Here is a 26,590-nt window from a genome sequence, read left to right as displayed (position 1 = left end):
TCCCGGCTCAGGTGGTGTTACCGCGTGATCGTCCGGAAGTAGACCTTGGCGGCCGAGGTGTTACCGGCCTTGTCCACGCCCCAGTAAGTGATCCGCAGGATGCCCGTCTTGACGCCGGTGGCCCGGACGCTCCACGTGCTCCCGCTGAACAACGCGTTCACCGCTTCGGCCTTGGCCAGTGCCGACGTCCGCGAGGACGCCTTGATCCACTTGCCGTGGCTGTAGTAGTACCAGTGGCTGCCGCGCTGCTCGGTCAGCTTGACCCGGACCGAGCGGACGCCGAGCCCGGTGTCGCTGACCGAGCCGGTGACCTTCGCCCACGAGGACGCCCGGTTGGGGTTGCCCGGCACCTTCAGGGTGACCTTGGGCGCCCAGACGTCCTTGACGACCTTGACCGTGCCGGCGGTCACCGTGGTGCCGGCGCCGAGGCCGTTCACCGGGGTGACCTTGACCGAGAACGTTCCGGCCTTCTTGTAGGTGTGCGCCACCGGCGTGTTCACCGAGGCGGTGGTGAGGTAACCGTCGCCCCACGCGATCTTCACCGAGGTGCCGTTCACGCCGCTGACCCGCAGCGTGACCGCCTGGGTGGCGTAGATCGAACCACGGTCCAGGCTGTACCGGCCGGACTGCACGGCGGCGGTCACGGTGCCGGCGGTGATCGCCGGAGCCGCGTTGCCGGCCTTGTCGGTGACCGTCACGCTGACCGGGAACGTGCCGGCCTTCGTGTACTTGTGGGTCGCCGTCGTCGCGCCCGCCGCCAGCGTCTCCACGCTGCCGTCGCCCCAGTTGACCACCTGCGCGATGTCCGCGGCGCCGCTGACGTCGTCGGAGAGGCTCTTCTGGGTCAGCGTGACCGTCTGACCGGTCCAGACGCTGCTCGCGTTCACCGAGTACGACCCGGACGGCGCGGTGGTGTCGGACGGGGCCGGCACGTACACCTTGCTGCGGAACGTGGTGTCCGCGGTGATCGGCGTGTACTTGGCGAAGTAGTTGACCAGCATGGTGAGGTCGTTGTCACCGGTGGTGGTCTTGGTCTCGTTGTGCAGGCCGAGGGAGGCGAAGTTGTCGCCGCCCGAGGCGAGGAACGAGTTCATCGACACCCGGTAGGAGCCGGCCGGGTCGAGCGTGACCCCGTTCAGCTTCAGGGTCGACGCGATGATGTGCGAGCCACGCGCCGCGGCCGGGTCGTACTCGTAGGTCAGGCCCTTCGACACGCCCAGGTGCAGGATCGGGCGGGACGCGGTGGCCGGCTGCCACTGCTCCTCGAGCGCCTGCTTGATCTCGGCGCCGGACAGGGTCTTGGTGACCATGTCGTTCGAGAACGGCTGGACCGCGTACGCCTCGGAGTACGTGATCACCCCGTCGTCGCCCTTGAGCAGGTCGTTGCGCAGGCCGCCCGGGTTCATGAAGGCGATCTGCGCGCCACCACGGCCGGCGTCCTTCGTCTGGTCGAGCTGCACGTCGGCGATGAAGTTGCCCATCACCGACTCGGCGCCACGGTCCTCGGCGTTCGTCGCCGAGTAGGCCCGCTTGATGTCGACGGTGATCTTGCCCAGTTCGCGCTTGCCCAGCTCCGCGGAGTTGGTCTTGGCGTTGGCGACGATCGTCGCGACGGCCGCGTTCTCCGGGTAGCCCTTGACATCGATCAGCTCGGCGGTCGAGCTGGTCACGGTCTTGGTCGCCGGGTCGTAGGTGAGGTTCGCGCGGCCCAGCTTGACGCCGTAGTCCTCCGCCTGGATGACCGGGCGCTTCTTGTCGGTGCCGGGAATCGCGATCTCGAACGCGTACGGCTGGTGGGTGTGACCGCTGAAGATCGCGTCCACGTCCGCGCTGAGCTTGGTGAACGCCCCGAAGACCGGGTCGTTCTGCAGGGCCTCGGCCGAGTTGATGTTCTCGGTCGCCGCGCCCTCGTGGGCGAGCACGACCACAACGTCCGCCTCACCGTTGGCCGCGTCACCGTCGGACAGCTCGGCCGCGACCTTGTTGGCCTCGGCGACCGGGTCGTGGAACTCGATGCCCTCGATGCCGGCCGGGCTGACCAGGGACTTGGTCTGCTCGGTGACGACACCGACGTAGCCGACCTTGACGCCGCCGACGGTCTCGATGTCGTACGCCGGAAGGGCCCGCTTGCCGTCCGCGGTGTAGACGTTCGCGCCCAGGAACGGGAACTTGGCCCGGCCCTGCACGTGCCCGGTCAGGTCGGTGATGCCCTTGTCGAACTCGTGGTTGCCGACCGCGGAGACGGCCAGGCCACCCGCGTTCAGCGCGTCGATCGTCGGGTTGTCGTCGTCGATCGAGGAGACGAACGTGGACGCGCCGATGTTGTCGCCGGCCGACGTCCAGATCGTGTTCGGGTTCTCCGCACGCAGCTTGTCGACCAGGCCGACGAGCTGGGCCGCGCCACCGGTGCCGGCGGTCGGGGCCTCGATGCGACCGTGGAAGTCGTTGATGTTGAGCAGCTGCAGGTTCACCGGCTTCGGCGCGCCGGTGTCCAGGCCGATCACCACCGGGTCGTGGTCACTGGCCCGGTACGGGTCGGCGTTGTAGAACGGCGCCCAGCCGTCGTACTGGAACGCGTACGACTCGACCGAGTTGATGTTCCAGATGTCGACGCCGGTGACCCGGCTGGTCAGCGACGGCGTGGTCAGCGCGTGGTCCAGCGAGCCGGACTCGCCACCGAAGACGTACGAGTTCTTGCCCGGCGCCTTGGTGGTGTGCACGTCGGTGTAGCCGGCGTCGTAGAGGACCCGCATCGGGTCCTCCTGGGTGTAGGAGTTGAAGTCACCCAGCAGGATCACCTTGTCGGTGCCGCTGTCCTTCTCCACACCCTTGACGAACTCGGCCAGCGACGCGGCCTGGCGCTTGCGGTCACCGTTGTACGGGCCCTGCCCGTCGCCGCTGTCCACGTTGTCGCCGGTCGGGGCGACCGAGGCGCTCTTCGACTTGAGGTGGTTGGCCACCACGGTGAAGTCGATGGTGCCCGCTGTGAAGGTCTGCGCGATCGGCTCGCGCGCGTTCGACCACACGGTCTCGTCGCTGAGCGAGCGGGACGCGCCCTTCGGCGTGACCTTCGCAGGCTTGAAGATGATCGCGGTGGTGATGAAGTCCTGCGCGGTCGCGGCCGGCAGCTCGGCCGGCGACTTGACGTAGTCCCAGGTGCCCGCGCCGTCCTTCGCGTTCAGCGCGCCGACCAGGGTCTTCAGTGCCAGTTGCGGATCGTTCGCCTCGAAGCGGACCGAGTTCTCGATCTCCATCAGCGCGACGACGTCGGCGTCCAGCGAGGTGATCGCGGAGACGATCTTCGCCTGCTGCTTGGCCAGCGCGGCCGCGTCCTTGGCGCCCCGGGCCTCGCCACCGAAGTGGACGAAGTAGTTCAGGACGTTGAAGCTGGCCACCTTGATGTCGCCACCGACGGCCGCCGGGGCGGCGGTACGCGGGTTGGCCGAACTGAAGGTGGTCCGGTTCGCGGCCGGGGTGTCACCGCTGACCGGGGTCGTCGGCTCGAGCAGCCAGTCACCGTACGAGTAGTCGAGCACGAGCGGGCCGAAGGAGGCGACCTTGTCGCCGGCCCGGATCGGCTGGTCCTTGGTCAGGTACGGCGGTGCGAGGCCGGCCGAGGAGAGCGTGGTGGTCTTGGCGTCGTCGAGCAGGATGCGGCCCGCCCGGTTCGCCGCCTTGACCGCCGCGGCCTCGTCGCTGCCGGGCTTGGCGACATCGGTCGGAACCTTGGCGACCTTGTCACCGGCGGCCAGCACGACCTCGCCGTACTGGGTCAGGTAGTACGGGTCGGAAACGGTGTAGGTGCCGGCCGGGGAGACCAGCATGCCCTCGACGGACTCGCGGAGCGCGTCGCTGCCCGGCAGGGCCAGCGGGGAGGCGACCGGGACGGTCGCGTCGTGCGCGCAGACCTGGGTGTCGGCCTTGGTTCCCAGGGTGATCTCGGTGAGCGTGTTGAACTCGGAGACCGTGCCGGTCACCCGGACCCGGTCACCGATCTTGACGTCCGGAAGGACGGCCGCGGCGCCGAAGACGAAGACCGCGTCGGACGCGACGCCCTCGGCAGCGGTGTGGCTCTCGCCGGCCGTCTGGATGTAGAAGCCGTTGAAGCCGCCGGTGCGGTGGTCCGCGGTGACGACGCCCTCGACGGTGACCTTCTTGCCGGACAGCGGGGACACCGCGCCGGTGCCCTGCACCTCGGCGATGGTGTTGGTGACCGCGGTGTCGCAGCCGGTGCCCGGCTCCTCCGGCTCGGTGACGACGCCGCCGTTGAGAGTGCCGAACGAGCTGGTGGCCGGGCCGGTCCACTTGCCGTCGATCTTCTGCAGCGACTGCCCGGCCGGCGTGGTGGTGGACTCGGCAACACCGATGTCGACACTGGTCTGCCCCGCGGCGGGACCGTTGGTGGCCGGGAAGGTGCCGCCGTAGCTCAGGAACTCGACGACCTTGCCGTCCGGGCCGACCAGGGCGAGACCGTCCGGGTTGCCGTTCTGGATGTTGGTGTAGGCCTTGCTGACGACGCCGGTCCCGGAGAGGTCGATGGTGCCGTAGGAGGCGCCACCATTGCCGTTGTAGAGGACGACCTTCCAGCCGGCCAGGTCGACCCCGTCGGGAGCCTGGACCTCGATCGCCTCGCCGCTGTCGGTGCCGGCGTTGTCGTAGTGGATCTCGGAGATGAAGGGGATCTGGGCCTCGGCCGCGAACGCCGGCACGGAGAAGCCCAATCCCAGCGCGGTCGCGAGTGCCGCCGCGCCCAAGGCCCGGAGAGCCTGAGGGCTCGCAGCGGCGCTCACGCTGCGTAGATATGGACGCATGGAAACAGGTCCCCCTAGGGAAGTGAGTGCGCCGGAGCGTAGGTAGGCCCGGTGACAATCTCTTCTCGTTCAGGTAACAGAAAGGGGTGTGACCCACAAAGGACAGGGTCTAATCCACCCTTATCAACCTCCGATCAGGGTCACAGTTCACCATCCGAGCGATCACTACGGATTGTTACCTGTCGGCTGTCTATACAACGCGTAACGAAACGTCGGCGTCGCGACGGAACGCACACGACACAACGTAGGGCTTTTGCCCTGGTTCTCAGGGCGCGCCGCAGACGGCCGATCACGGGAGTCGACCCCGCCTCACCGCGCAAGGAGCATCCGTGGCGACCCTGCTGTACCGGCTCGGCCGGCTCACCTACCGGCGACGGCGCCTGACGCTGGCCGTCTGGCTGGTGGTCCTGGCCCTCACCGGCGTGGGCGCCGCCACCCTGTCCGGGCCGACGACCGGCGCGTTCTCCATCCCGGGAACCGAATCACAGCGGGCCATGGAGGTGCTGTCGGCGAAGTTCGGCGGCGGCTCGGACGACGCCTCCGCCAAGGTCGTCTTCACCGCGCCGGACGGCACGACACTCACCGGCACGCGAGAGAGGGCCGCGGTCCAGGCCGCCGTCGCCGCGCTGGCCACGGTGCCGCAGGTGGCCGCCGTGGCGGACCCGTTCGCAGCGAAGACGATCTCGCCGGACGGGCGGACCGCGTACGCCACGGTCACCTACTCGGTCGCCGCGACCGAGGTCACCGGCACCGGGCGGGCCGCGCTCTTCGCCGCCGGCGACACCGCGAAGACCGCCGGTCTGGGCGTCGAGTACTCCGGCGAGTCCACCCGCTCCGCCGAGGGCGGGCACTCCAGCGAGGCGATCGGCATCGTGATCGCCGCGCTGGTCCTGTTCATGACGTTCGGCTCGCTGATCGCGGCCGGTCTGCCGCTGCTCACCGCCATGATCGGGGTCGGTCTCGGGATGGGCGGCATCCAGATCGCCACCGGGTTCGCCGACCTCTCGTCGTCCACGTCCGCGCTGGCCACCATGCTCGGCCTGGCGGTCGGCATCGACTACGCGCTCTTCCTGGTCTCGCGCTTCCGGCACGAGCTCGCCGAAGGCCACGACGGCGAGGAGGCGGCCGGGCGCGCCACCGGGACCGCCGGCTCGGCGGTGGTCTTCGCCGGGCTGACAGTGGTGATCGCCCTTGCCGCGCTGAGCGTCACCGGCATCCCGTTCCTGACCGCGATGGGCCTGGCCGCCGCCGGAACCGTGGCCGGCGCCGTCGTCATCACGCTGACGCTGGTCCCCGCGGTTCTCGGCTTCACCGGCCGGCGGATCATGCCGAAGAAGGTGCCGAGCCGGGACAAGGTCTCGTTCGGCGAGCGCTGGGCGCGCAACGTGCTGCGATACCGCTGGGCGGCGCTGATCGTCGCGCTCGGCCTGATCGTCGCGGCCGCCGTCCCGGTCCTCCACCTGCGCCTGGCACTGCCCGACGACAGCACCGCCCCCGTCACGTCCACCCAGCGCAAGGCGTACGACCAACTGGCCGCCGGCTTCGGCGCGGGCTTCAACGGCCCGCTGATCGTGGTCACCGCCGGCTCCTCTTCCGATCAGGTGCGGCAGGCGATCGCCGCGCTGGACGACGTCGTGCTGGTCGGCGAGCCGGTCGTGGACCGGGCCGGGGACGTGGCGATGCTGACCGTTATCCCGGAGAGCGCGCCGGCCAGCGAGGCGACCAAGGACCTCGTGACGGCGATCCGCGCTCTGCCACTGCCCGTGCAGGTCACCGGGACGACGGCCGTCGACATCGACGTCTCCGACAAGCTCGGTGCGGCGCTGATCCCGTACCTGGCAATCATCGTGGGTCTTGCCTTTGTGCTGCTCACGCTGGTCTTCCGCAGCCTGCTGGTGCCCCTGAAGGCGACCGTCGGCTTCCTGCTCAGCGTGGCCGCCGCGTTCGGCGCGCTGACCTGGGTCTTCCAGGACGGGCACCTGGCCGGCATGTTCGGCGTCGCATCGACCGGCCCGCTGGTCAGCATCATGCCGATCTTCCTGATCGGGATCCTTTTCGGACTCGCCATGGACTACGAGGTCTTCCTCGTCACCCGCACCCGCGAGGAGCATGTACACGGCGCGGCCCCGGACGACGCGATCATCGCCGGCATGAGGCACGGCGCCCGGGTCGTCACCGCCGCCGCCCTCATCATGATCAGCGTCTTCGCCGGCTTCATCCTGGCCGACGACACGATCATCAAGTCGCTCGGCTTCGCCCTCGCCTTCGGCGTCGCCGTCGACGCCTTCCTGGTCCGGATGACCATCGTGCCGGCCGTGCTGTCCCTGCTCGGCCACTCGGCGTGGTGGCTGCCGTCCTGGCTCGACCGCGCCCTGCCGAACGTCGACGTCGAGGGCGAGGCCCTCACCCGGCGGCTCGCCGCGCCCCCACAGGAGTCCGAACTGCTCCTGGCCGCCTGAAAACCAAGCGGGGCCTCAAATCTTCTTTTCCGTACGACGGGATGTCGCTCTGACCGAGGCGCGATCTGTCTTGCCTGGTCAGCGCCGGATCAGCGGGCACACGACGAAGATCCGGTGATCGAGGCAGCCTGAAATCACGAGGACAGGTGCTAGGTGGGTTAAGTCCGTTCTGTCATGGTAAGTGAGCTTTTGACAGTAACGGAAGGGACTTGTCATGCAGAAAACCATGCGCCTCCTGGCGCTGGCAGGCTTCGGCATGCTCGCCGGGCTCACGGCCGCCGCCGCACCCGCCCAGGCCGCGCCCGCCCCGAGCAGCAGCTCATCCGCGCAACAGCAACAGAACCCGTGGAAGGACGACGAGGTCGTCGGCTACTACCGCGACTTCTGGTCCTGCGAGCGGGCCGGGCTCGTCGGACAGCGGTTCCGCTCCTGGGACGCCCACGACTGCGAAAAGGTCCGCCGGGGATCCCGCCGTGGGGCCTACGCACTGATCGTCGCGCAGAACGACTGGGACGACCGGTGGGACGACCGGTGGCGGCCGGGCACCTGGCCGGCCGGATGGCCGAACCGGCCGACGTGGCCGGGGGCGGGACGGCCGGATCGTCCGGGGACGCATGGGCCGGGACGTCCGGATCGGCCGGGGCCTGACCGGCCGGGGCCGGGCGGGAACAATCCCGGGCCGGGTGGTCCCGGTGGGCCGAATGGGCCTGGCAGGCCGGATCGCCCGGGTCCTGGCGGTCCTGGCGGTCCCGGCCGTCCGGGCGACAATGGGCCGGACCGGCCGGACCGGCCCGGAAACAACGGGCCGGATCGGCCCGATCGACCCGGCAACAACGGTCCCGATCGACCGGATCGGCCGGGTAGCAACGGTCCTGGCCGGCCGAGTAGCGGCGGGCCCAGCAACGGCGGGCCCAGCAACGGCGGGCCAGGCGGTGGACCGAGCCATGGCGGATCCAACGGCGGAGCGGGTAACGGCGGCCCCAGCGGCGGCCACAATGGGGGTGGCCCGGGCGGCGGCCCCTCGTGGCCTCGCACCAACCACTAGTGGATCAAGACATCATCTGTGGATCTTGGCAGGCGGCTCGTGATCAGAACCCACCCACCCAAAAGGGGGGCCACCTCCACGCCGCTAAGTATCGCGGGAAACTGAAGATCACGTCGCTGCCCTGTGGACAACCCGTCACTGTGGACAACCTCTGACGATCGTCAGAACGTGATACAGCCCCGGAACGAATCGTGGGCGGGCCGCCCGGCCCGCCCACGCGGCGCCCTCGAACCAACCGTGCATCGAGACAGCCAACCAGCGGAACGCTCTGATGGCGTACAGGATCCGTTTCGGTCAGCGTTTCTCCCCGGAGCCGGCCGGCGCCTCGAAGCGCGCGACGGCCGACACCGCCGATCGTCAACTCGCGGCGGCCGGCAGGATCTTCGCGGTGATCTCGCGGAGCTGGTCCACCTCGTCCGGCGTCAGGCGATCGAAGATCAGCCGCCGCACCTCGGCCACGTGCCCCGGCGCCGACGCTTCCAGCACCGCCATGCCCTCGTCGGTGAGCGAGGCGATCTGCCCCCGCTTGTCGAACGCGCACGCCTTCCGCCGCACCCAGCCGCGCTGTTCCAGGCTGGTGACCGCGTGCGACAGCCGGCTGGTGGTGGTGCCGACCAGCCGGGCCAGATCGGTCATCCGCATCGAGTGTCCGGGCTCGTTGCTGAGCATGGCGAGAATCTGGTAGTACGCGTGCGGGATGCCGGCGTCGTCGCGCAGCTGCCGGTCCAGCGCGCTGGGCAGCAGCATCAGCAGCTGGGTGAGGTTCATCCAGGTGGCCATCTCCGGGCTGCTGAGCCAGCGGGTGTCGGTCACGACGGCTTCCTGCGTCATGTCGTCTGCATCCCCATGACATGCGCGTTGATGCCCCGTACCGCCTCGCCGAGATCGGGGATCTCGATCACCTCGACGCCGTGCCCGAGCAGCGTCTCCACGCCCGTGCAGTCGGCGAAGTGCAGCGGCTCGCGCAGCGCCAGCACCACCCGGCGGATGCCGGAGGCGAGGATCAGCTCGGTGCACGAGACCGGGCGCGACTTGCGGGTCGTGCACGGCTCGAGCGACGTGTAGAGGGTCGCGCCTGCCAGGTCGAAGCCGCGCCCGGCCAGCTTGGCGAGCGCCTCCTCCTCGGCGTGGAAGTGCGGGTCGGTCTCGCCCGTGTAGCCGGTGGCCATCGGGTTGCCGGACGGGCCGACGATCACCGCGCCGACGGCGTAGTGCGTCGGCGACGGCGGGGAGAGCCGGGACAGGTCGATGGCGGATCGCGTCCAGAAGCGGTCAGCCTCGGTGAGGAGCGTCATGCGGCACCGGTCAGGTCGATGGTGTGCGCGGTGTGGTCGCGCTTGGCGGCAAGGTACCGGGCGTTTGCTGCGGACAGATGAACGCCCGTCCGGATCTGTTCGGTCACCTCGATACCGAGATCACCGAGTTGCCCGGCTTTATCAGGATTATTACTCAGCAGCCGGATCCGGTCCGCATCCAACGCGTGCAGCATCTGGGCGGCCGGGGTGTAGTCGCGCTCGTCCTCGCCGTGCCCGAGCGCGAGGTTGGCCTCGTAGGTGTCGAGCCCGGTGTCCTGCAACGCGTACGCGTCGAGCTTGGCGTAAAGCCCGATGCCGCGGCCCTCCTGGCGCAGGTAGAGCAGGATCCCGCCGGTCTCGGTGATGCGCTCGGCGGCCTCGCGCAGCTGCGGGCCGCAGTCGCAGCGCTGACTGCCGAAGACATCGCCGGTGAGGCACTCGCTGTGCGGACGGACCAGCGGATTCGTCGCGTTCTGCCAGTCGCCGAGGCCGAGGGCCAGGTGCTCGCGCCCGTCGGTGAGGCCGGTGAAGGTGAACACTTCCGCCGTGGTGCGGTAGCCGTCCGGGAACTCCAGTGGCACCGTGACCCGGGTGCGGATCGTCGCCGCCGGTGGCGTCACCGGTGCTGTCGCCTCGCCGATCGTCACCGTCATCGCAGCCCCCATGGTTGTTGAAGTTTCACCAACACTATTCGCCGACCGCTCTTGAAACTTCAACAAGCTGAAGAGTGGGTTACATCACCACCGGCCGTCGTCGTCGAAGCCCAGCATCCGCCGACCCGCTTGCCGCGACGTACCCATCGGGTTGCGGAAACGGCGCATCCTCCCTGGCCATGCGCCACGCGGGGGATATCCGCGGGTTGCCACCATGGGCGACGATCGAGGCGACCCCCGGAGGCCCCCTTGCTGAGTCGCACCCTCTCCCGTGTCCTCGCGACAACGGCGCTCCTCGTCACGGCACTGGCCACGGTGGTCGCCGCCGGACTGCCGACCGCCGCGGCGTCGCGCCCGCCCAGGATCCTCCGCAATCTCGCGTACGCCCCGGCACAGCCCGCCGGAACCCACGGTCACCTGCTCGACCTCTACCTGCCGGGGCAGCCGGCCGGAAAGCCGTACCCCCTGTTGATCGTCATGGGTGGCAGCGGTTGGATGGCCGACGACGGCAAGGGGTACGCCCCGGCGCTCGCCCCCTACTTCACCACGCACGGTTTCGTCGTCGCCGGCGTCTCCACCCGCTCCAGCCTGCAGGCCAAGTTCCCCGCCCAGGAACAGGACGTGCGGGCCGCGATCCGCTGGCTACGCGCCAACGCCGGCCGCTTCGAGTTCGACCCGGACCGGATCGCGGTGCTGGGCGACTCGTCCGGCGGCTGGACCGCGCTGATGGCAGGCTTCACTGGCACCGGCGTACGCGCGGTGGTCGACCTCTTCGCCCCGATCGACTTCCTCCGGCTCGACCCCGACATGCTGCCCGGCGCGTGCGCCTCCTTCAACAAGGCGTTCCACCTCGCCCGATGCCACGCCGACGTCGCCTCCCCGGAGTCGTCCCTGCTCGGCTGCCCGATTCTGACCTGCCCGGACCGCGTCGCGGCAGCCAACCCGCTGCTCCGGGTGACCCCGTCCGCCCCGCCCGTCCTGATCATCCACGGCACCGAGGACGGACTGGTCCCGCTGCGACAGAGCCAAATGCTCTTCGACACCCTGGCCGCAGCCTCGGTGCCGGCCACCTTCTACACGGTCCCCGGCGTCGGCCACAGCCGCGACATCGTCTCCCCACGCGCGCCCCGCGCCACGATCCGCCACACCGGCACACCGCTCACGCGGAACTTCCCCCACCCGACGTACGGCATGATCGAGTCCTTCATCCGCGCGGCCTACGAAACTGGAACTCAACCAACCCCGCCACTCGCACGACCGAGAACACGGACGTGGTGAGCACTGACTTCGACGACATCAAGCAGTCGGCAAGTCGATCCGGCGTCCCATCCCCATCGAGGGCGCCTGACTGTCAGTGATCATGGCGAATGCACCGGTAGGAACTCCGTCGAACGTCGCCACACGGGATGCCACGCTGAGCAGCGCCTCCTCGTCAGCGCCGGCAAGAAAGAAGACGTAGGCGCCGCCGAACTCCTCACCTTCGTCATACGTCTCTGCCGTGCCCTCCTCCTCGATCTCAATGAGGAAGTCCTCGACCCGCTCAATCCACGGGAACGGGTACACACCCGGTTCGAGGTCCGCAGCCGGCGTCAACGGCACATGGATCTCCACGATGGTTGCCATGGCGACATGATCCACCAGCTCGGTACGTCTCAGCCCGTAAACGCTTCGAGAGCCGCGCTACGCCTCGCCGTCCCACGAGCCCGAGCGCTCTGGCTGGCCGGAAGCAGGAACGATCATGTGTCCGCGCAGGTCAGCGGACGTTCCTGGTGATCGATAGAGTGCCCCCGGCAGGAATCGAACCTGCGACCTGCGGTTTAGGAAACCGTCGCTCTATCCCCTGAGCTACGAGGGCGCGATTGCCGATCCTACCTGACCAGCAGTGACCGCCTGCACCCGATAACGCCCACTGCTGACCAGCAGCATCGTGGCCGGGGCGATCCGGCCGACGGATCGCACACGGGACAACACGATCCCGTGCGGCGAGTTCGATGACCACCCATGCGCGACGCTGACCGCTGTTGCCCACCGATGACCGTACGTCTCCGAGCAGTCTCAGAGCAGACCAGGCGACGGTGTCGGCGGTTGCGGGGCGTCGGCTTCGCGGAAAGCGGCGATATCGGCCCGTAGCTCGTCATCGTCGACCTCCTCCAGCGCAACGGTGTTGACCAGGGCACGCAGGCGAATCGACTCCGTGGGATGGGTAGTCCAGTAATCTGCCGGGACGCGGTTCAGAACGGCGTTCAGCAAGTCGCCCGGGTAATAGTCACCCTCAGCCAACGGGTCGCGCTCGAGGATGTCGAGCGCTCGTGGCACCAGCACCGGAATACCTTCTCGCTGGCCGAGCAGGACTCGCAGATCTTCGGCCTGGAGCAACCCGATCGGCTTGCGGCGCAGCTCATGAACCGTGGCAATGAGCTTGGTGGCGTCGGCCGGCGCATCGCCCCAGGCGTCACCTTCGATCTCTTCGAGGGACTGCTCTCGTACGTCGGTCATGGCATCTCCCTCTCAGTCGGTGACTCGCGGTACGAACTGCGGCCCCGCGACCGTAATGATCAGCAGTAACGCGAACCGGTGACACCGCGGCCCAAAGCGGATCGTTCGATGGGAACAGCCTCCTGCCAGGCCGTCACCGCACGCCAGAGGAGTCGCTGCTGTCCCTCTTGGTGAGTACACGACGTGCGGCGCCGACCGTCACGCGCTTAGAGTTGGCCGCTGACGTCGGCGGAAGGTGACGATGGCGAAGCTGGTTCTCTCTCCGGTGGAAGCGGCCCTCTGCGACGTCGTCGGGGTTCGCAGCCTCCTCCGAGCCCGCGCAGCGGTGGCCGGTGGGGAGATCGTCGTCCAGGCTGTCGGTAAGCCCGGTGAAGCGGTCGGCATGGTCCGCAGCGGCGGTGTGGTGACCGGTGAGCTGGTTCCGGGGTCGCCGCCCACCCTGGCCGGTGTGTGCACCTGCGCCGATGAGGAGTGCGTCCATACCGTCGCATTGCTGATCGCCGCGCAGCAGGAGGCCGTGGCGAAGAAGCCGGCGGCACCGGCTCAGCGGCGGCCGAAGGTCAGCCGGTGGGAGTCGCAGCTGTCCGCGTGGATGCGGGACGTGGCCGAGCCGCCGCCGATAGAGCAGCCCGCCGATCCGGGGCTGGGCCTGCAGTTCGAGCTGGTGAACGGATATCTTCCGCGGAGTCGTAAGACCGGGCAGCGGGTCTCGATGCGGCCGGTTCTGCCCGGGCGCAAGGGTTGGGTGCGCACCGGCATCAACTGGCACTCGATCGCCTACTCCGGGGGCCGCTCGCCGGAGCTGGAGCACCATCGCAGGCTCCTCAACGAGATCGTCAAACTGTCCGGTTCGTACGCGCCCTACTACGGCACCGGCGGCGGCACGAGTCTTTTCCTCGACGAGTTCGGCAGCCGGCGGATCTGGGATCTGCTGGCCGAGGCGCAGGAGTCCGGTCTGCCGCTGGTGCAGTCCGGCAGGAACGCCGCACCGGTTGTCGTGGCGCGTCGTCCTGCCCGGCTGTCGATGCAGGTGGACCGGGTCGACGGTGACCTGTCGCTGCACGCCGTGGTGCAGGTCGACGGCAGGCCGGTCGATGTGGAGCATGCGATGTTCATCGGCGAGCCGGCGCACGGCATCGTCGCCTGGGGCGGGGAGTCCGGACAGGTGATGCGGCTCGCTCCGCTGGCCCGTCCGCTTCCGAAGCCGGCTCGCAAGGTGCTGGCCGCGCCGAGCATCCGAATTCCGGGCGGGCAGGAGGAGCGGTTCTTCGCCGACTTCTATCCCGGTCTCGTCCGGCAACTGGAGGTCGTGCCGGCCGGTCCAGCCGTGAGCCTGCCCGAGGCCGGCGCTCCGGTCCTGACCGTGACGCTGACCGCCGAGCGCGGGCACCGGCTGCGGCTGTGCTGGGAGTGGGTGGTCGAGGTGGGCGGCGGCCGGCACGCCGAACCGCTGTGGTCACCGGCGCTCTCCGACGAGCAGGCTGATCTCGTACGCCAATTGGCTGATCTTGTCGGGTCTGGCCTGCTGGAATCGGGCCGGGCGGGTCCTCGGCTCGCCGCCGAGTCGGTGCTCGGCGGCGACGCCATGATCCATTTCTTGGGGACGATGGTTCCCGCCCTGGTCGAGCTCGGTGTGTCGGTGATCGAGCCGGACGAGGACTGGGTTCTTCAGGAGAGCGAAGCGCCACCGGTCATCACGTTCGCCGGCACGCAGGCCGACGAGCACGACTGGTTCGATCTGTCGGTTCGCGTCGACGTGGGCGGCGAGCAGGTCGATTTCGAGGCGCTCTTCGTCGGGCTCGCTCAGGATCAGGAGTTCCTGATCCTGCCCAGCGGCGTCTATTTCGCTCTCGACCGCCCGGAGTTCCGGCAGCTGCGCGAGCTGATCGCCGAGTCCCGCGCGCTCACCGACAGTCCGCCGGGGGTGCTGCGGGTCGGCCGGTTCCAGGCCGGCGTCTGGGACGAGCTGGCCGAGTTGGGTGAGCTGGCCGCCGGTCAGGCAGCCGATTGGCAGCGTACGGTGGCCGCGCTGAGCGAGGCGGGGGTGCTTCTGGACCAGCCGCTGCCGGCCGAGGTGAACGCTGAGCTGCGCCCCTACCAGTTGGAGGGTTTTCGCTGGCTGGCGGCGCTGCACGACAACGGGCTCGGTGGCATCCTCGCCGATGACATGGGTCTCGGTAAGACGCTGCAGGCCTTGGCGCTCCTCTGCCATGCCCGCAAGCACGGCCGGTTCCTGGTCGTCGCGCCGGCCAGCGTCGTGCACAACTGGGCAGCCGAGGCCGGCCGCTTCACCCCCGATCTCGAAGTCTGCGCGATCACCTCGACCGCGGCCCGGCGAGGAATCAGCCTGGCCGAGGCGATCGGAGAGGCCGACGTCGTGGTCACGTCCTACACCCTGTTCCGCCTGGAGTTCGACGACTACGTCACGATGGACTGGGCCGGCCTGGTGCTCGACGAGGCGCAGTTCGTGAAGAACCCGCAGTCCCAGGCGTACAAATGTGCCCGTCGCCTTCCGGCACCCTTCAAGATCGCCATCACCGGTACGCCGATGGAGAACAACCTGGCCGAGCTGTGGGCGCTCTGCTCGATCGCGGCGCCCGGCCTCTTTCCGCGTCTCGACCGGTTCACCCAGTACTACCGCCAACCGATCGAACGTGACCGCGATCAGGATCGGCTCGCCCAGCTTCGCCGGCGGATCCGCCCGCTCGTGCTGCGCCGCCGCAAGAGTGAGGTCGCCGCTGAGCTGCCGGCCAAGCAGGAACAGGTGGTCGAGGTCGACCTGTCACCCGGGCATCGCAAGATCTACCAGCGTTACCTTCAGCGGGAGCGGCAGAAGGTGCTCGGCCTGCTGGGCGACCTGGAGAAGAACCGGTTCGAGATCTTCCGCTCGCTGACGCTGCTGCGGCAGGCCAGCCTGGACGTGGCGCTGGTCGACGAGCAACACCGCGCGGTTTCCTCGACCAAGCTGGATCTGCTGGTCGAGCAGCTCGGCGACATCGTTGCGGAGGGGCACCGCACCCTGGTGTTCAGCCAGTTCACCCGCTTCCTCGGCGCCGCTCGCGACCGGTTGGAGCAGGCCGGGATCGCGTGCGCGTACCTGGACGGCACGACACGTGACCGCAAGCGGGTGGTCGAGGAGTTCAAGACCGGTGCCGCGCCGGTCTTCTTGATCAGTTTGAAGGCCGGTGGGTTCGGCCTGAACCTGACCGAGGCGGACTACTGCATCCTGCTCGACCCGTGGTGGAATCCCGCTACGGAAGCGCAGGCTGTGGACCGGACCCACCGCATCGGACAGACCCGCAACGTGATGGTCTATCGCCTGGTCGCCCGCGACACCATCGAGGAGAAGGTGATGGCCTTGCAGGCGCGCAAGGCCGAACTGTTCGCCGGCGTGATGGATGGCGGGGAGTTCGCGTCGGCGGGGCTCACCGCCGCCGACATCCGTGAGCTCCTCGACTAGCTAGCTCCCGCTCGACCGTCGGTGTGCGTCGCTGCCCTCGCGGTAGAAGACGTCGCCGCCGTGGTGCAGGATGTCCGCGTCGAACGTTCCGTCCGCGGTGAAGCCGGTGTCGTCGACGTACTCGATACGGGTTCCGAACACCTGGTAGGAGCCGGTGTAGGCGCTCTTCCGCCGGCCACGCGCCTCGTCGTAGCGTCCGTTGGCGAGCAGTTCCTGGCGGATGTGGCCGTCAGCCGTCACCCACATCCCGACGTACGGGTGCGGCGGCTCTTGATCGATTTCGGCCGGCACGGCGGGCGTCTCTCGGTCCGGCGACACGGAGCACGCCGCGACGAGCACGGCGATGGACGCGCCGCTGAGCACTGTCAGAAGGGGGAATCTCATCAGGGTCACCTCGTGGTTCCGATGGTCGAATGGGCGTGCAGGATGTGATCGCGGGAGGCGGCGACCTCGTCACGCAGCGCGGCGAGGTCCACGTCGAGCAGCCGGCCGGCCCATTTGCGGACCTGCCCGGCGATGATCACGGTGTCGATGTTGCGGGCGTCGGCGCCGAGCACCACGCTGCCCACCGCGTCGTTGAGCGGCATGGTGTTGATGTCCTGGGCACCGATCACCAGCAGGTCTGCTTGTTTGCCCACGGTCAGCGAGCCGGTCAGGTCACCGAGTCCGTTGGTGCGCGCGCCCTGCAGCGTGGCGAAGTCCAGCACGTCTCCCGTGCTGATGCGCCGCGGCTCGGTGCCGGTGCCGTAGACGGCGTTGACGGCCCGCATCCGCTGGATGGCGTGCAGTGCCCGCATCTGCGTGAACATGTCGCTGGCCAGGGCGACTTCCACATCGATGCTCAAACCGGGCCGTACGCCGGCGGCGAGCGCCTCGTCGACGGCCGGGATCGCGGACTCCAGGCCTATCTGAGCCTCCGACGTCGGTGCCAGGGCGATGGTGGTTCCGGTGTCGCCGATCGCCCGCCACGCGTCGTCGGTCAGGCCGGTTGCGTGGATGAGGGTGACGTCGGGCCCGAGCAGGCCTTGCCGTTCCCATTCCAGGATCGCGTGCGACGAAGCGGGTCCGAAGACGGCGTCGACGCTGACCCCGACACCGAGGTCTCGCGCCATCGCGGCGAGTCGCGGGCCGTACGCCAGATCCGGGCCACCGATCTCGCCGGTCGCCAGGGTCGCCAGGCGGAAGGTGACCAGTCTGCTGTCGTGCTCCTTGACGAGCCGGGCCAGATCCGCCGGCCACTGCCTGTCCCAGTCACCGAAGTGCGGTGCCATGGCGGCGTGGATCCCCCGGATGCCGGTGTCCAGCAACGCCCGGACCGCCTCGTCGGAGTGTGCTGCCGTACGCGAGTTGTGGGAGAAGTCGAGCATCGTGGTGATACCGCTGTCGATCGCGGTCAGCGCCGCCAGCCTGGTGCCGACGTACATGTCGTGCGGCCGGTAGACCGGCGCGTAACCCATCAGCGTGGTGGTCACGTACGCGCCGAGGTCGTCGACGTCGGGCATGATCCGGCGCAGCTGGGCCTGCCAGGCGTGCCGGTGGGTGTCGACGAAACCGGGTGTCAGGACGGCACCGCGTACGTCGATCACGATCGCGTCCTCGACGCCCAGGTTCGCGCCGACGGCAGCGATCGTGTCGCCTTCGATCAGGACGTCCCCGACGGGCAGGACACCCAGCGCGGCATCCATGGTGACCACCGTCGCGCCGGTGAGCAGGACGCGCCGGCGGGAGTCCCGGGTGGTGGCGCGCAGGCGGTCCAGCTGGGTGTGGCGGGCAACGTCGTGGAGATACATGGCAGTCCTTCCCTGGCAGTGCTCCGGGCCGATCGCATCGGCGACCGGTGAAAGCATCCACAGGGCGGAGCGGAGGGTTCCAGGGCGAGACGTTCCTGGGTGCACCGCACCCAGGCAGGACGCCGATCCGGCACCTACGATGCCGGTATGCATGGCTCTGAACTGGGCGCCTATCTCCGTGCCCGCCGCGCGAAGATCGGCCCGGCCGAGGCGAACCTGGTCAGCACCGGGCAGCGCCGGGTTCCGGGCCTGCGGCGCGAGGAAGTGGCCATGCTGGCCGGGATGAGCGTGGACTACTACGTTCGTCTCGAGCAGGGGCGTGAACGGTCGCCCTCGGCCCAGGTGGTCGACGCGTTGGCGGTGGCTCTGCGCCTCGGTGAGGACGAGCGTCAGCACCTGTTCAGGGTGGCCGGGCTCAGCCCTCGGGCGCTGTCGGCGGCCGGCAACGACCGTGTCGATCCGAGCCTGCTGTCGTTGATGGGGACCTGGCCGAACAATCCGGCCGTCGTCTACAACCGGGCGTTCGACGTCCTGGCGTCCAACGCGATCGCGGACGCGCTGTTCCACAGCTGGGCGCATTCGCGCAATCTGATGCACATCGTCTTCACCGACCCAGCCGGGCGCACGTTCTACCGGGATTGGCTGCACGTCGCCCGCAACTCCGTGGCCGGCTTCCGTCTCGGTTACGGCAAGTCTCCCGACGATCCCCGGATCCGGCAGGTTCTCGCCGAGCTGCTCGCCGCCAGCCCTGAGTTCGCCGAGCTGTGGATGAGTCATGACGCACGCGGCAAGACCGCGGAGAGCAAGCACTTCCACCACGGCGACGTGGGGACGTTGACGTTGCGGATGCAGACCTTCGACGTCCGGTCGAGCCCCGGCCAAGAGCTTGTGGTCTATCACGCCGAGCCGGGATCACCGAGCGCCGAGGCCCTTTCGCTTCTGGGTTCACTGGCAGCCAGCACTTCCCGGTCCGCCTGAATCGCGCGCCTCGGCCGGCGTACCTCAAATCGGCAAACTGCTCTGCACGGCATGACAACCGGGCGGTCCGCCGGGGCCGTCTGAGGGGTGATGAACCGACGGAAGGGCAGTGCGATGCGGGATGGCTCGGAGAAGGAGTACATCGAGTACGTGTCAGCGCGTGTTCCCGCGCTGAGACGGCTGGCGTTCCTTCTCGCCGGTGACGATCACCGTGCCGACGATCTGGTGCAGCAGACGATCACCACGCTGTTCCTGAAGTGGCGGCGGGCGAGTGCCGCCGAGCATCTCGACGCCTACGTGCGGACCATGCTGGTCAGGTCGTTCGTGGACGAGCGACGGCTGTCGTGGGCCAAGGTCCGGCTGTTCCGGCATGCGCCCGAGCCGCCGCCGCTCGAGCCGAGCGCTGTCGAGGATCGCCTGGTCGTCCGCGCGGCACTCGCCCGGCTGCCGCGCCGCCAGCAGGCGGTGCTCGTGCTCCGGTTCTTCTACGACCTGCCGGTCGACGAGGTCGCGGCGACTCTCGGCTGCACCTCCGGCACGGTCAAGAGCCACACCTCCCGTGGTCTCGCCACTCTGCGACGTCTGCTCGGTGAGCCTGAGCTCGCCGCCACGATTTGAGGAGCCGACATGCCATCCGACTTCGATCTGCTGCGCCCGCTCGACACCGAGCCGAGCTCGCCCTCCACGGTGGACATCCCCCTGGCGATCTCGGCCGCCCGCCGTAAGCGGGCCATCCGGGGCGCCACCTACACCGGGGCTGTCACGCTGACCGTGGCTGCTGTCACCGTCGGCGGCCTGATGATCAGGTCGCCCGGCCCGGCGACGACCCCGGCGCAGCCGGCCGCGACCACGACCACGACGGCCACGGCCGTCAAAGCCCCGGCGAGCTGCACGATCGAGCGGCTGCCGGTGCCGGACGGCGCTCGTGCGGCGCTGGTCTTCGGCGCCGACCCCACCGGGAAGTTCTTCGTGGGCCGGTCCTATCCGAAAGCCGGCGGCTATCAGGCGGTCATCTGGCACAACGGGGTGGCCGAGGAGGTGCCGCTCCCGGGTGACGAGGAGGAGTTGCTGCACGACGTCAACACGAGCGGCACGGCGGTGGGGTGGAGCTACATCGGGGAAAACACTCCGATGCCGTTCGTGTTCCGGGACGGCAAGGTCACTCAGCTGCCCGGCGTCTCGAGCGGGTCGGCCTACGCGATCAACCGGGACGGCAAGATCGTCGGGGACGACGGGGCTCATCCGCTGCTCTGGTCCTCGCCGTCGGCCGGCCCGACCCAGCTTCCGGTGCCGGCGGGCACGCAGACGGCGATCGCGACCGACATCGACGACGACGGCACCGTGATCGGCACGCTCGACAACAAGGTGCCCTACGTCTGGCTGCCGGACGGCACCCATCACGCGCTGCGACTGCCTGACACGGACGGCAAGCGGTTCGAGGGCCGGCTCTTCCACCTCCGCAACGGCTGGGCCGTCGGCGTGGCGAACGAGGCCGGCGGCAAATCGGCCAGTGGTGAGAAGAAGGCCCAGGGCAAGGTCGAGGCGATCCGCTGGAATGTGCGGACGGGCGAGATGACCGTCGTCGGTCAGTTCGACAAGAGCGCCGACGCGGTGAACGCCATGGGCTGGCAGACCGGCGTCGGCAAGCAGGGCGGCGCCAAGCTGCTCGCCGACGAGCACCTGATCGCGCTGCCCGGGCTGGCGCCGGCCGGTGGTGACCGCCTGGCCGACCTCGCCAACACGCTGAGCGATGACGGCCGGACCATCGGGGGCCAGTCCGACGACGCGAACGACAACATCCAGCCCGTGCTCTGGCACTGCGAATGAGCCCGCGAGGGCTGAGGGGGTCACGGCTCAGTTCGGGGTGAGCCGTGCGGGCCGCCGGAGAGAGCCGCCGTGCGAGTCACGGCGGCTCTCCCGGGGTCAGGCAATCGGAACGGAGCTGGATCGCCCAGCCGGCCGGTAACTCCTAGCCGAGGTGCAGTTCGGGCCAGGCGCCGAGATCCTTGCGCAGTTGCCGGTCGTGGGTGGCGACGACCACCGCGGCCGGCGTGTGCAGCAGCGCCTCGGTCAGCTCGTCGACCAGCGCGATCGACAGGTGGTTGGTCGGTTCGTCGAGCAGCAGCACGTGCGGCTCGGTGGCCAGCAGCGATGCCAGGTCCCACCGGCGCCGCTGCCCGGTGGAGAGCGGCCGACCGGAATCGGACGCGGCGAGGAGGCCGAAAGTGGTCACCGTCGCCCTGCGCGCCGCCGGCTCCGGCGATTCCTGGGACAGCAGACCCGTGCGTACGCCGTGAGCGCGCGACACCGTACCCGAATCGGGTCGGAGAAGTCCTGCGAGCACAGCGAGCAGCGTCGACTTGCCCGCCCCGTTGGAGCCGGTGACCACCAGCCGCGATCCCGACGCGAGCGTCACCGAGACGGGCTGCCGCAGCCGCTGCCCCACGGTGATCCGGTCCGCGGCGAGCAGGGTCACTCCGGGCCGTTCCGGCAGCTCCGGCATCCGGAACCGGGCCGGTGGCCGCGGCGCCGTGACCGCTTGCCTGTCAAGCTCGTCGCTCCTGCGGTGAACGGAGCGCACCAGTCCGGACGCACGGGTGGCCCGCTTGTGCCGCCCGACCCCCTTGTCCGGCCGCCATCCGGTGACCAGGCGGTTCTGCGCCTCGGAGAGCGCGTCCGCGAGCCGGGCACGTTCGGCGGCCTGCTCGTCGTAGGTCTGTTCCCAGCGGGCGAGCGCCGCGGCCCGCCCGCTCTGATATCCGGCGAATCCGCCGCCGTGGACCGCGGGCCGGCCGTCCATGGTCGGATCCAGGTCGAGGATCGTCGTGGTCACGTCGCTGAGCAACGCCCGATCGTGGCTGACCAGCACCACCCCGCCCGGGTGTGACCGCAACCGACCAGTCAGGAAGTCGAGTCCGTCCGCGTCCAGGTGGTTGGTCGGCTCGTCCATCAGCAGGAAGTCGTGGGCCGCGCCGAGCAGGCAGGCCAGCCGCACCCGGTAACGCTGGCCGACCGAAAGCGTGGCCAGCGGCCGCTCCCGATCATCGACCGCGCCGAGCCGGGCCAGGGCGAGGTCGACGCGGCGGTCCGCGTCCCAGGCGTCGAGCCGTTCCGCCACGCCGAGCGCCCGCGCGTAGAGGCCCTCGGCCTCCACGAGCGCGCCGGAGGAAGCCTCGGCAAGCGACTGAGCTGCTTCTTCCAGACCGGCAAGCGCCGCCCGGGACTCCGCCAGCGCCGCCTCGACAAACGTCCCGACCGTGTCCCCCGGCTGGAAGGTCAGTTCTTGATCGGCGACCCCGAGCGTCCCGACGAGGTGGACGGTCCCGGCGTCCGGGGCGAGCGTCCCCGCCAGGATCCGCAGCAGGGTGGTCTTTCCCCGGCCGTTCTCCCCGACGATCCCCCAGCGGGAGCCGGCCGAGACGGCGAGATCAATTCCGGACAGTCGCGCCCGATCAGCGCGAATTCCGGCAGCGACGAGCTGAACAGTGGTGGTGGCAGGCATGCCGATTTCTTCCTCTGAGCGAGAGGGCTGTTGGTGGACAGCGGCGAGCGGCCCGCGGCGCGACGCGCACGGCAGGCCTGCTCAGGGCAGCTCAGAGGTAGAACTGGTACGACACGTCGCCGACGTTACCGGCGCCCGCGGTCGTGCCGGAAGTCGTTTACTGGTGCGGCTCGACCCCGAAGGCGACGTCGAGGCGGTACTTCGTGCCGGTGTAGCGCGACTCGCTCAGCTCCAGCGGCCGCCCCTGCTGGTCCAGGATGAGCCGTTCCTCGACGAGCAACGCGGTGCCGGCCGGGACGCCCAGCTCCTTCGCGTCCTCCTCGTTGGCCGGCTGGGCGGTGATCGTGGAGGTGCCCCGGGTCGGGACACGACCGAGCGCGACCAGCGCCTCGTGCACCGAACCGGACAGGTCGAAGTCGAGCAGCGCGTTCAGCACCCCGGGGTAGCAGGCGTGCTCGAAGGCGAACGGATCGCCGTCGGCCTGCCGCACCCGGTAGATCGCGACCACGTCGCCGGCCCGCTGCCGCAGCCGGGTCGCCTCGATCACGGTGGCCGGCCGCAGCTCGGCGCTGACCACCCGGGACGACGGCTTCTTGCCCTGTTTGCGGATCTCCTCGCTGAGGCGGACCAGGTTGTCGGCGCGGCGCGGGCCGGTGGGCACCGCCACGAACGTGCCGCGGCCGGGCGCCCGGTACGCCAGACCGTCGTTGACCAGCTGCGTCACCGCTGCCCGGGCGGTCATCCGGCTGACTCCGAACTCGCGCGCCAGCTCCGGCTCGGAGGGCAGTGGATCATGCGGCCGCGCGTTGGCGATCCGCGCTCGGAGCTCCTGCTCGATACGGAAGTAGCGCGGCGCGAAGTCTGGTCCGGCGGACATGAGGGACACCCTACCGAGCGGCACAACCTGTCTAGACAAGTGGTTGTCTAGACAGGTAGCTTTTGCAGTCATGGATTTCACGGTGCCGCAGATCGCCCGCATGATCGACCACTCCATCCTCCAGCCGCAGTTCACCAGTGAGGACGTTCGTCAGGGTTGCGCCGTCGCCGCGAAGTACCAGGTGGCGTCCGTCTGCGTGCGGCCGTCCGACGTGCCGCTCGCGGTCGAGCTGCTGCACGACACCGGCGTCCAGGTCGGCACCGTGATCGGCTTCCCGCACGGCGACACCAGCACCGAGGTCAAGGTCGCCGAGACCGAGCAGGCGGTGGCCCGCGGCGCGACCGAGATCGACATGGTGATCAACATCGGCTGGCTGCGGTCGGGCGACATCGCCGCGGTGGAGACCGAGATCAAGGAGATCGTCCGGGCGGCCGGCGAGGCGCACGTCAAGGTCATCCTCGAGACGGCGTACCTCACCGACGAGGAGAAGCTGGCCGCGTGCTGGGCCGCCGAGCGGGCCGGCGCCGCGTTCGTGAAGACCTCGACGGGCTTCGCGCCGACCGGTGCGACGCTTGACGACCTGGCCCTGATGCGCTCGGCCGTCTCGCCGAAGGTACAGGTCAAGGCGTCCGGCGGGATCCGCAGTCTGGACACGCTGCTGGCGATGGCCTCGGTCGGCGTGACCCGCTTCGGCTCCTCGGCGACCGCCGAGATCCTGGAGGACCTGGCCCGCCGTCAAGTGACGACCTACGCCCGTCGCGCCTGACCCACCCCCGCCCCGCCCGCAGACGCGCGGCCGGTCCCGCCCGGGAACGCCGGCCGCGCAGGCAACCCCGCCCCGGATCATGGCGTATGCCTATGTTTATGATCTTGGCGCGTGATCCACAAACGTCTGTCCATAGTGGTAGCGACTGGATTGATCGGCGCTGCCACCCTCCTCGGCGCCGCCCCGGCGAACGCCCGTGAGCCCGGAGCCTCCGAACCACCCCGAGTCGAGCTGGTCCTCGACGTCAGCGGCTCGATGGCGGCCGCCGACATCGACGGCGAGACCCGGATAGCGGTGGCCAAACGGGCGTTCGGCAAGGTCGTCGACGCTCTGCCGGCGACCACCCAGCTCGGCATCCGCGTTCTCGGCGCCACCTACGGCGGCAAGGACAAGAAGATCGCCTGCCAGGACACCCAGCAGATCATCCCGATCGGCCCGGTCAACCAGGTTCAGGCCAAGAACGCGATCGCCACGCTCAAACCGACCGGCTACACCCCGATCGGCCTGGCGCTGAAGCAGGCCGCCGCCGATCTGGGCGACACCGGCGCCACCCGGCGGATCGTGCTGATCACCGACGGCGAGGACACCTGCACCCCGCCGGACCCGTGCGAGGTCGCCCGCGACCTGGCGGCGCAGGGCACCCACCTCGTCGTCGACACCCTCGGCCTCACCCCGGACGAGAAGACCCGCAAGCAGCTGGTCTGCATCTCCACCGCGACCGGCGGCACGTTCGCCGCGGCCAACAGCGAGGAGGAGCTGACCGACCGGGTCCAGCAGCTCGTCGACCGGGCCGCGACCCCGCCGCCCGTGCAGCCGGCCACCGTCACCGGCACCGGGAGCTGCGCGAACGCGCCGCTGCTCGCGCCCGGCGTCTACACCGACCGGGAGAAGATCAGCGAGCACCGCTTCTACCGGGTCGCCGTGCAGCCCGACCAGGAGCTGCGTGCCTCGGTGAGCGTCGCGCTCGACCGGGCGGTCCAGCCCGACTACGGCGTACTGCTGAAAGCCTCCACCACTGACGGCCGTGAACTGGTCCGCGGCCTCGACGCCGGCAGCGGCCGGACCGACGTGTTGTCGGCGGGTCTGCGCTGGTCGGCGGACGAGCAGAAGGCCGACGCCAAGGCCTCGGCGGAGGCGGCCGACGCGGACACCGACGACGACGCGACCCGAACGACCGAGGTGTGCCTGATCGTCAGCAACTCGTTCGCGTCCAAGGTGGTCACCGACACCGGCATGCCCGTCGAGCTGAGCATTGACCTGGTCGACGCCTCGCACACCCCGGACGCGCCCGGCCTCGGCCGCGGCTTCCTGTTCCTGCTGGTCCTGGCGATCGCCGGACTGCTCGCCGGCGTGCTCGCCGGCTGGATCACCCGTTACTGGGTGGCCACCTGGAGGGAGAACTGATGCGCATCAAGCAGCTCGCTCTCGCCGGCGCCGTGGTCTTCGGCGTCGCTGCCGTCCCGGCTCCGGCGCTCGCGGACGACCCGTCCCCGGCGCCCGCGGTCAACACCGCCGGCACCTCGTTCCTGACCGCGGTGCCGATCACCGCGAACCAGGCGGTCCAGGTCGGCGCGGTCACCGGCGACTACCTGTACTGGCAGTTCACCGCCGAGGCCGGTCAGCGCCCGGACCTCACCGCCACGGTCGCCCTGCCGGACAAGGGCCGCTCCGGCGACGAGTCGTGGATCGTCGAGGTCTTCGACGGGCTGCGGCGGCGGCAGGCATGCGTGGCCGGCGAGCAGAGCCCCGTCGCCGCGAAGGACGCCGCGCAGGTCACGCTCGGATGCCGGCTGCGCCAGGTGCGCTCCTGGGCCGAGCCGCAGGACGGCGACCCGCTGCCCGGCACGTACTACGTGCGGCTGTCCAGCACGAAGGTGCCGGAGGGAGACCTCGGCCTGCCGCTCAAGGTCAGCCTCTCCCTCGCCACCCCGAAGGGTGACCTCGACGCCGACCAGGGTGAACTCGCCAAGCCGCTGGTCCCGAACAACCAGCCCGGGACGGTGCTGACCACCCCGGCGTCGTCGGTGTCACCGTCCGCCGAGCCCGAGAAGAGCAGCTTCAGCGCGGACTGGCTGCCGGACTTCTCCGGCCGCTGGTTCTGGACCGTGGGCGGCGGCATCCTCGCCGCACTGACCGGCCTGTTCGGCTTCTCGCTCACCCGCCGGCGCCGCCGGGTCTAGATCAACTTCTAGATCAACATCAACTTCTAGACCTTCATTGCCGATCTCCGCCGGGGTACAGACCGTCGCTCCCGCGGGGACCCTTCCGGGCCGAGCAGGGCGCTGGCGCGCCCAGAACGCTCAGCCCGCAAGGGCGGCCTCCGCGGGTGGGCACGGTCAGAGCACCAAACCCGTCGACGCCGCGAGCCGGCGGCACGGCTCCACGCGTGGGGCTGTGCCCCCGGCAACGCGAGCCGGTCGCACAGCCCCACGGGTGAAGCCCGCGACGAGGCTGGTGG

General features: G+C 69.7%; 20 protein-coding genes and 1 tRNA gene. 10 read left to right on the top strand and 11 right to left on the bottom strand.

The features are described from left to right. Positions 1-17: 17 nt before the first annotated feature. Positions 18-4,790 carry an ExeM/NucH family extracellular endonuclease gene (locus Acy02nite_RS08820; RefSeq protein ID WP_239174483.1) on the bottom strand — a complete coding sequence of 1,591 codons (4,773 nt, stop codon included), beginning with the start codon at positions 4,788-4,790 and terminating at the stop codon, positions 18-20. Positions 4,791-5,140: 350 nt separating this feature from the next. Between Acy02nite_RS08820 and Acy02nite_RS08815 the strand changes: the two genes are divergently transcribed. Together Acy02nite_RS08815 and Acy02nite_RS47165 are read left to right on the top strand one after the other, a co-directional pair. After that, positions 5,141-7,270, top strand: a complete 2,130-nt coding sequence (locus Acy02nite_RS08815; protein ID WP_203739350.1) for an MMPL family transporter — start codon at positions 5,141-5,143, stop codon at positions 7,268-7,270. A gap of 519 nt (positions 7,271-7,789) precedes the next feature. Further along, a complete protein-coding gene (locus tag Acy02nite_RS47165; protein WP_275407292.1) occupies positions 7,790-7,918 on the top strand; it encodes a hypothetical protein in 129 nt (42 codons plus the stop codon). A gap of 754 nt (positions 7,919-8,672) precedes the next feature. Here Acy02nite_RS47165 and Acy02nite_RS08810 read toward each other — a convergent pair. The 3 genes from Acy02nite_RS08810 to Acy02nite_RS08800 are packed head-to-tail and all read right to left on the bottom strand — an operon-like array spanning position 8,673 to position 10,263. Next, entirely contained in the window at positions 8,673-9,146 is a 474-nt protein-coding gene (locus Acy02nite_RS08810; RefSeq protein WP_203739349.1) for a MarR family winged helix-turn-helix transcriptional regulator, read from the bottom strand. Continuing rightward, entirely contained in the window at positions 9,143-9,610 is a 468-nt protein-coding gene (locus Acy02nite_RS08805) for a cytidine/deoxycytidylate deaminase family protein (RefSeq protein ID WP_203739348.1), read from the bottom strand. Before Acy02nite_RS08805 ends, Acy02nite_RS08810 begins: the two co-directional genes overlap by 4 nt. Next, complete coding sequence (locus tag Acy02nite_RS08800; RefSeq protein ID WP_203739347.1) at positions 9,607-10,263, bottom strand: GTP cyclohydrolase II; 657 nt, start codon at positions 10,261-10,263, stop codon at positions 9,607-9,609. Before Acy02nite_RS08800 ends, Acy02nite_RS08805 begins: the two co-directional genes overlap by 4 nt. 249 nt (positions 10,264-10,512) lie before the next feature. Here Acy02nite_RS08800 and Acy02nite_RS08795 point away from each other — a divergent pair, with 249 nt between their 5' ends. Next, a complete protein-coding gene (locus Acy02nite_RS08795; RefSeq protein ID WP_203739346.1) occupies positions 10,513-11,541 on the top strand; it encodes an alpha/beta hydrolase in 1,029 nt (342 codons plus the stop codon). An 18-nt stretch (positions 11,542-11,559) separates the two neighbouring features. Here the strand turns inward: Acy02nite_RS08795 and Acy02nite_RS08790 are convergent, their stop codons facing one another. The 3 genes from Acy02nite_RS08790 to Acy02nite_RS08780 form a co-directional block, all read right to left on the bottom strand. Then, entirely contained in the window at positions 11,560-11,886 is a 327-nt protein-coding gene (locus Acy02nite_RS08790; RefSeq protein ID WP_203739345.1) for a hypothetical protein, read from the bottom strand. Positions 11,887-12,045: 159 nt separating this feature from the next. Continuing rightward, positions 12,046-12,118 (bottom strand) — tRNA-Arg (locus Acy02nite_RS08785). 200 nt (positions 12,119-12,318) lie between these two features. Then, positions 12,319-12,759 (bottom strand): contact-dependent growth inhibition system immunity protein, encoded by a 441-nt coding sequence (locus tag Acy02nite_RS08780; RefSeq protein ID WP_203739344.1) that lies wholly within the window; start codon positions 12,757-12,759, stop codon positions 12,319-12,321. 241 nt (positions 12,760-13,000) lie between these two features. Here Acy02nite_RS08780 and Acy02nite_RS08775 point away from each other — a divergent pair, with 241 nt between their 5' ends. Further along, on the top strand, positions 13,001-16,219 hold the full coding sequence (locus tag Acy02nite_RS08775; protein ID WP_203739343.1) for a DEAD/DEAH box helicase: 3,219 nt from the start codon (positions 13,001-13,003) through the stop codon (positions 16,217-16,219). Here the strand turns inward: Acy02nite_RS08775 and Acy02nite_RS08770 are convergent, their stop codons facing one another. After that, on the bottom strand, positions 16,220-16,603 hold the full coding sequence (locus Acy02nite_RS08770) for an Atu4866 domain-containing protein (RefSeq protein ID WP_203739342.1): 384 nt from the start codon (positions 16,601-16,603) through the stop codon (positions 16,220-16,222). A 5-nt stretch (positions 16,604-16,608) separates the two neighbouring features. Next, positions 16,609-18,009 carry an amidohydrolase family protein gene (locus Acy02nite_RS08765; protein ID WP_203739341.1) on the bottom strand — a complete coding sequence of 467 codons (1,401 nt, stop codon included), beginning with the start codon at positions 18,007-18,009 and terminating at the stop codon, positions 16,609-16,611. A 147-nt stretch (positions 18,010-18,156) separates the two neighbouring features. Between Acy02nite_RS08765 and Acy02nite_RS08760 the strand changes: the two genes are divergently transcribed. The 3 genes from Acy02nite_RS08760 to Acy02nite_RS08750 all read left to right on the top strand — a co-directional run bounded on the left by Acy02nite_RS08760 (position 18,157) and on the right by Acy02nite_RS08750 (position 20,814). Beyond that, a complete protein-coding gene (locus Acy02nite_RS08760; RefSeq protein ID WP_203739340.1) occupies positions 18,157-18,987 on the top strand; it encodes a helix-turn-helix transcriptional regulator in 831 nt (276 codons plus the stop codon). A gap of 114 nt (positions 18,988-19,101) precedes the next feature. Next, on the top strand, positions 19,102-19,605 hold the full coding sequence (locus tag Acy02nite_RS08755) for a SigE family RNA polymerase sigma factor (RefSeq protein ID WP_203739339.1): 504 nt from the start codon (positions 19,102-19,104) through the stop codon (positions 19,603-19,605). Positions 19,606-19,614: 9 nt separating this feature from the next. Next, positions 19,615-20,814 (top strand): hypothetical protein, encoded by a 1,200-nt coding sequence (locus Acy02nite_RS08750; protein ID WP_203739338.1) that lies wholly within the window; start codon positions 19,615-19,617, stop codon positions 20,812-20,814. Positions 20,815-20,956: 142 nt separating this feature from the next. On the opposite strand, the gene Acy02nite_RS08745 is transcribed toward Acy02nite_RS08750, so the two are convergent. After that, a complete protein-coding gene (locus Acy02nite_RS08745) occupies positions 20,957-22,489 on the bottom strand; it encodes an ABC-F family ATP-binding cassette domain-containing protein (RefSeq protein ID WP_203739337.1) in 1,533 nt (510 codons plus the stop codon). 157 nt (positions 22,490-22,646) lie between these two features. Continuing rightward, the gene (locus Acy02nite_RS08740) at positions 22,647-23,366 is read right to left on the bottom strand and encodes a GntR family transcriptional regulator (protein WP_203739336.1); all 720 of its coding nucleotides are present in this window, start codon (positions 23,364-23,366) and stop codon (positions 22,647-22,649) included. 70 nt (positions 23,367-23,436) lie between these two features. On the opposite strand from Acy02nite_RS08740, the gene deoC reads away from it, so the two are divergent. From deoC to Acy02nite_RS08725, 3 genes are all read left to right on the top strand, one after another. Continuing rightward, the gene (gene deoC, locus Acy02nite_RS08735) at positions 23,437-24,132 is read left to right on the top strand and encodes a deoxyribose-phosphate aldolase (protein ID WP_203739335.1); all 696 of its coding nucleotides are present in this window, start codon (positions 23,437-23,439) and stop codon (positions 24,130-24,132) included. 114 nt (positions 24,133-24,246) lie between these two features. Then, complete coding sequence (locus Acy02nite_RS08730) at positions 24,247-25,536, top strand: VWA domain-containing protein (protein WP_425548212.1); 1,290 nt, start codon at positions 24,247-24,249, stop codon at positions 25,534-25,536. Further along, positions 25,536-26,312 (top strand): peptidase, encoded by a 777-nt coding sequence (locus Acy02nite_RS08725; RefSeq protein ID WP_203739333.1) that lies wholly within the window; start codon positions 25,536-25,538, stop codon positions 26,310-26,312. The genes Acy02nite_RS08730 and Acy02nite_RS08725 overlap by 1 nt, the downstream gene beginning before the upstream one ends. The last annotated feature ends 278 nt before the right edge of the window (positions 26,313-26,590 follow it).

It is taken from the genome of Actinoplanes cyaneus, from assembly GCF_016862095.1.
GTDB classification, from domain to species: Bacteria; Actinomycetota; Actinomycetes; order Mycobacteriales; family Micromonosporaceae; genus Actinoplanes; species Actinoplanes cyaneus.
The sequence above is the reverse complement of the archived record's forward strand: the minus strand, read 5'-3'. Positions and strand labels throughout refer to the sequence as shown.

Coding starts and splice junctions, on each gene's coding strand:
- Acy02nite_RS08810 (WP_203739349.1), bottom strand. CDS start 9,146: ATGACGCAGGAAGCCGTCGTGACCGACACCCGCTGGCTCAGCAGCCCG.
- Acy02nite_RS08805 (WP_203739348.1), bottom strand. CDS start 9,610: ATGACGCTCCTCACCGAGGCTGACCGCTTCTGGACGCGATCCGCCATC.
- Acy02nite_RS08800 (WP_203739347.1), bottom strand. CDS start 10,263: ATGACGGTGACGATCGGCGAGGCGACAGCACCGGTGACGCCACCGGCG.
- Acy02nite_RS08790 (WP_203739345.1), bottom strand. CDS start 11,886: ATGGCAACCATCGTGGAGATCCATGTGCCGTTGACGCCGGCTGCGGAC.
- Acy02nite_RS08780 (WP_203739344.1), bottom strand. CDS start 12,759: ATGACCGACGTACGAGAGCAGTCCCTCGAAGAGATCGAAGGTGACGCC.
- Acy02nite_RS08775 (WP_203739343.1), top strand. CDS start 13,001: ATGGCGAAGCTGGTTCTCTCTCCGGTGGAAGCGGCCCTCTGCGACGTC.
- Acy02nite_RS08770 (WP_203739342.1), bottom strand. CDS start 16,603: ATGAGATTCCCCCTTCTGACAGTGCTCAGCGGCGCGTCCATCGCCGTG.
- Acy02nite_RS08765 (WP_203739341.1), bottom strand. CDS start 18,009: ATGTATCTCCACGACGTTGCCCGCCACACCCAGCTGGACCGCCTGCGC.
- Acy02nite_RS08760 (WP_203739340.1), top strand. CDS start 18,157: ATGCATGGCTCTGAACTGGGCGCCTATCTCCGTGCCCGCCGCGCGAAG.
- Acy02nite_RS08755 (WP_203739339.1), top strand. CDS start 19,102: ATGCGGGATGGCTCGGAGAAGGAGTACATCGAGTACGTGTCAGCGCGT.
- Acy02nite_RS08750 (WP_203739338.1), top strand. CDS start 19,615: ATGCCATCCGACTTCGATCTGCTGCGCCCGCTCGACACCGAGCCGAGC.
- Acy02nite_RS08745 (WP_203739337.1), bottom strand. CDS start 22,489: ATGCCTGCCACCACCACTGTTCAGCTCGTCGCTGCCGGAATTCGCGCT.
- Acy02nite_RS08740 (WP_203739336.1), bottom strand. CDS start 23,366: ATGTCCGCCGGACCAGACTTCGCGCCGCGCTACTTCCGTATCGAGCAG.
- deoC (WP_203739335.1), top strand. CDS start 23,437: ATGGATTTCACGGTGCCGCAGATCGCCCGCATGATCGACCACTCCATC.
- Acy02nite_RS08725 (WP_203739333.1), top strand. CDS start 25,536: ATGCGCATCAAGCAGCTCGCTCTCGCCGGCGCCGTGGTCTTCGGCGTC.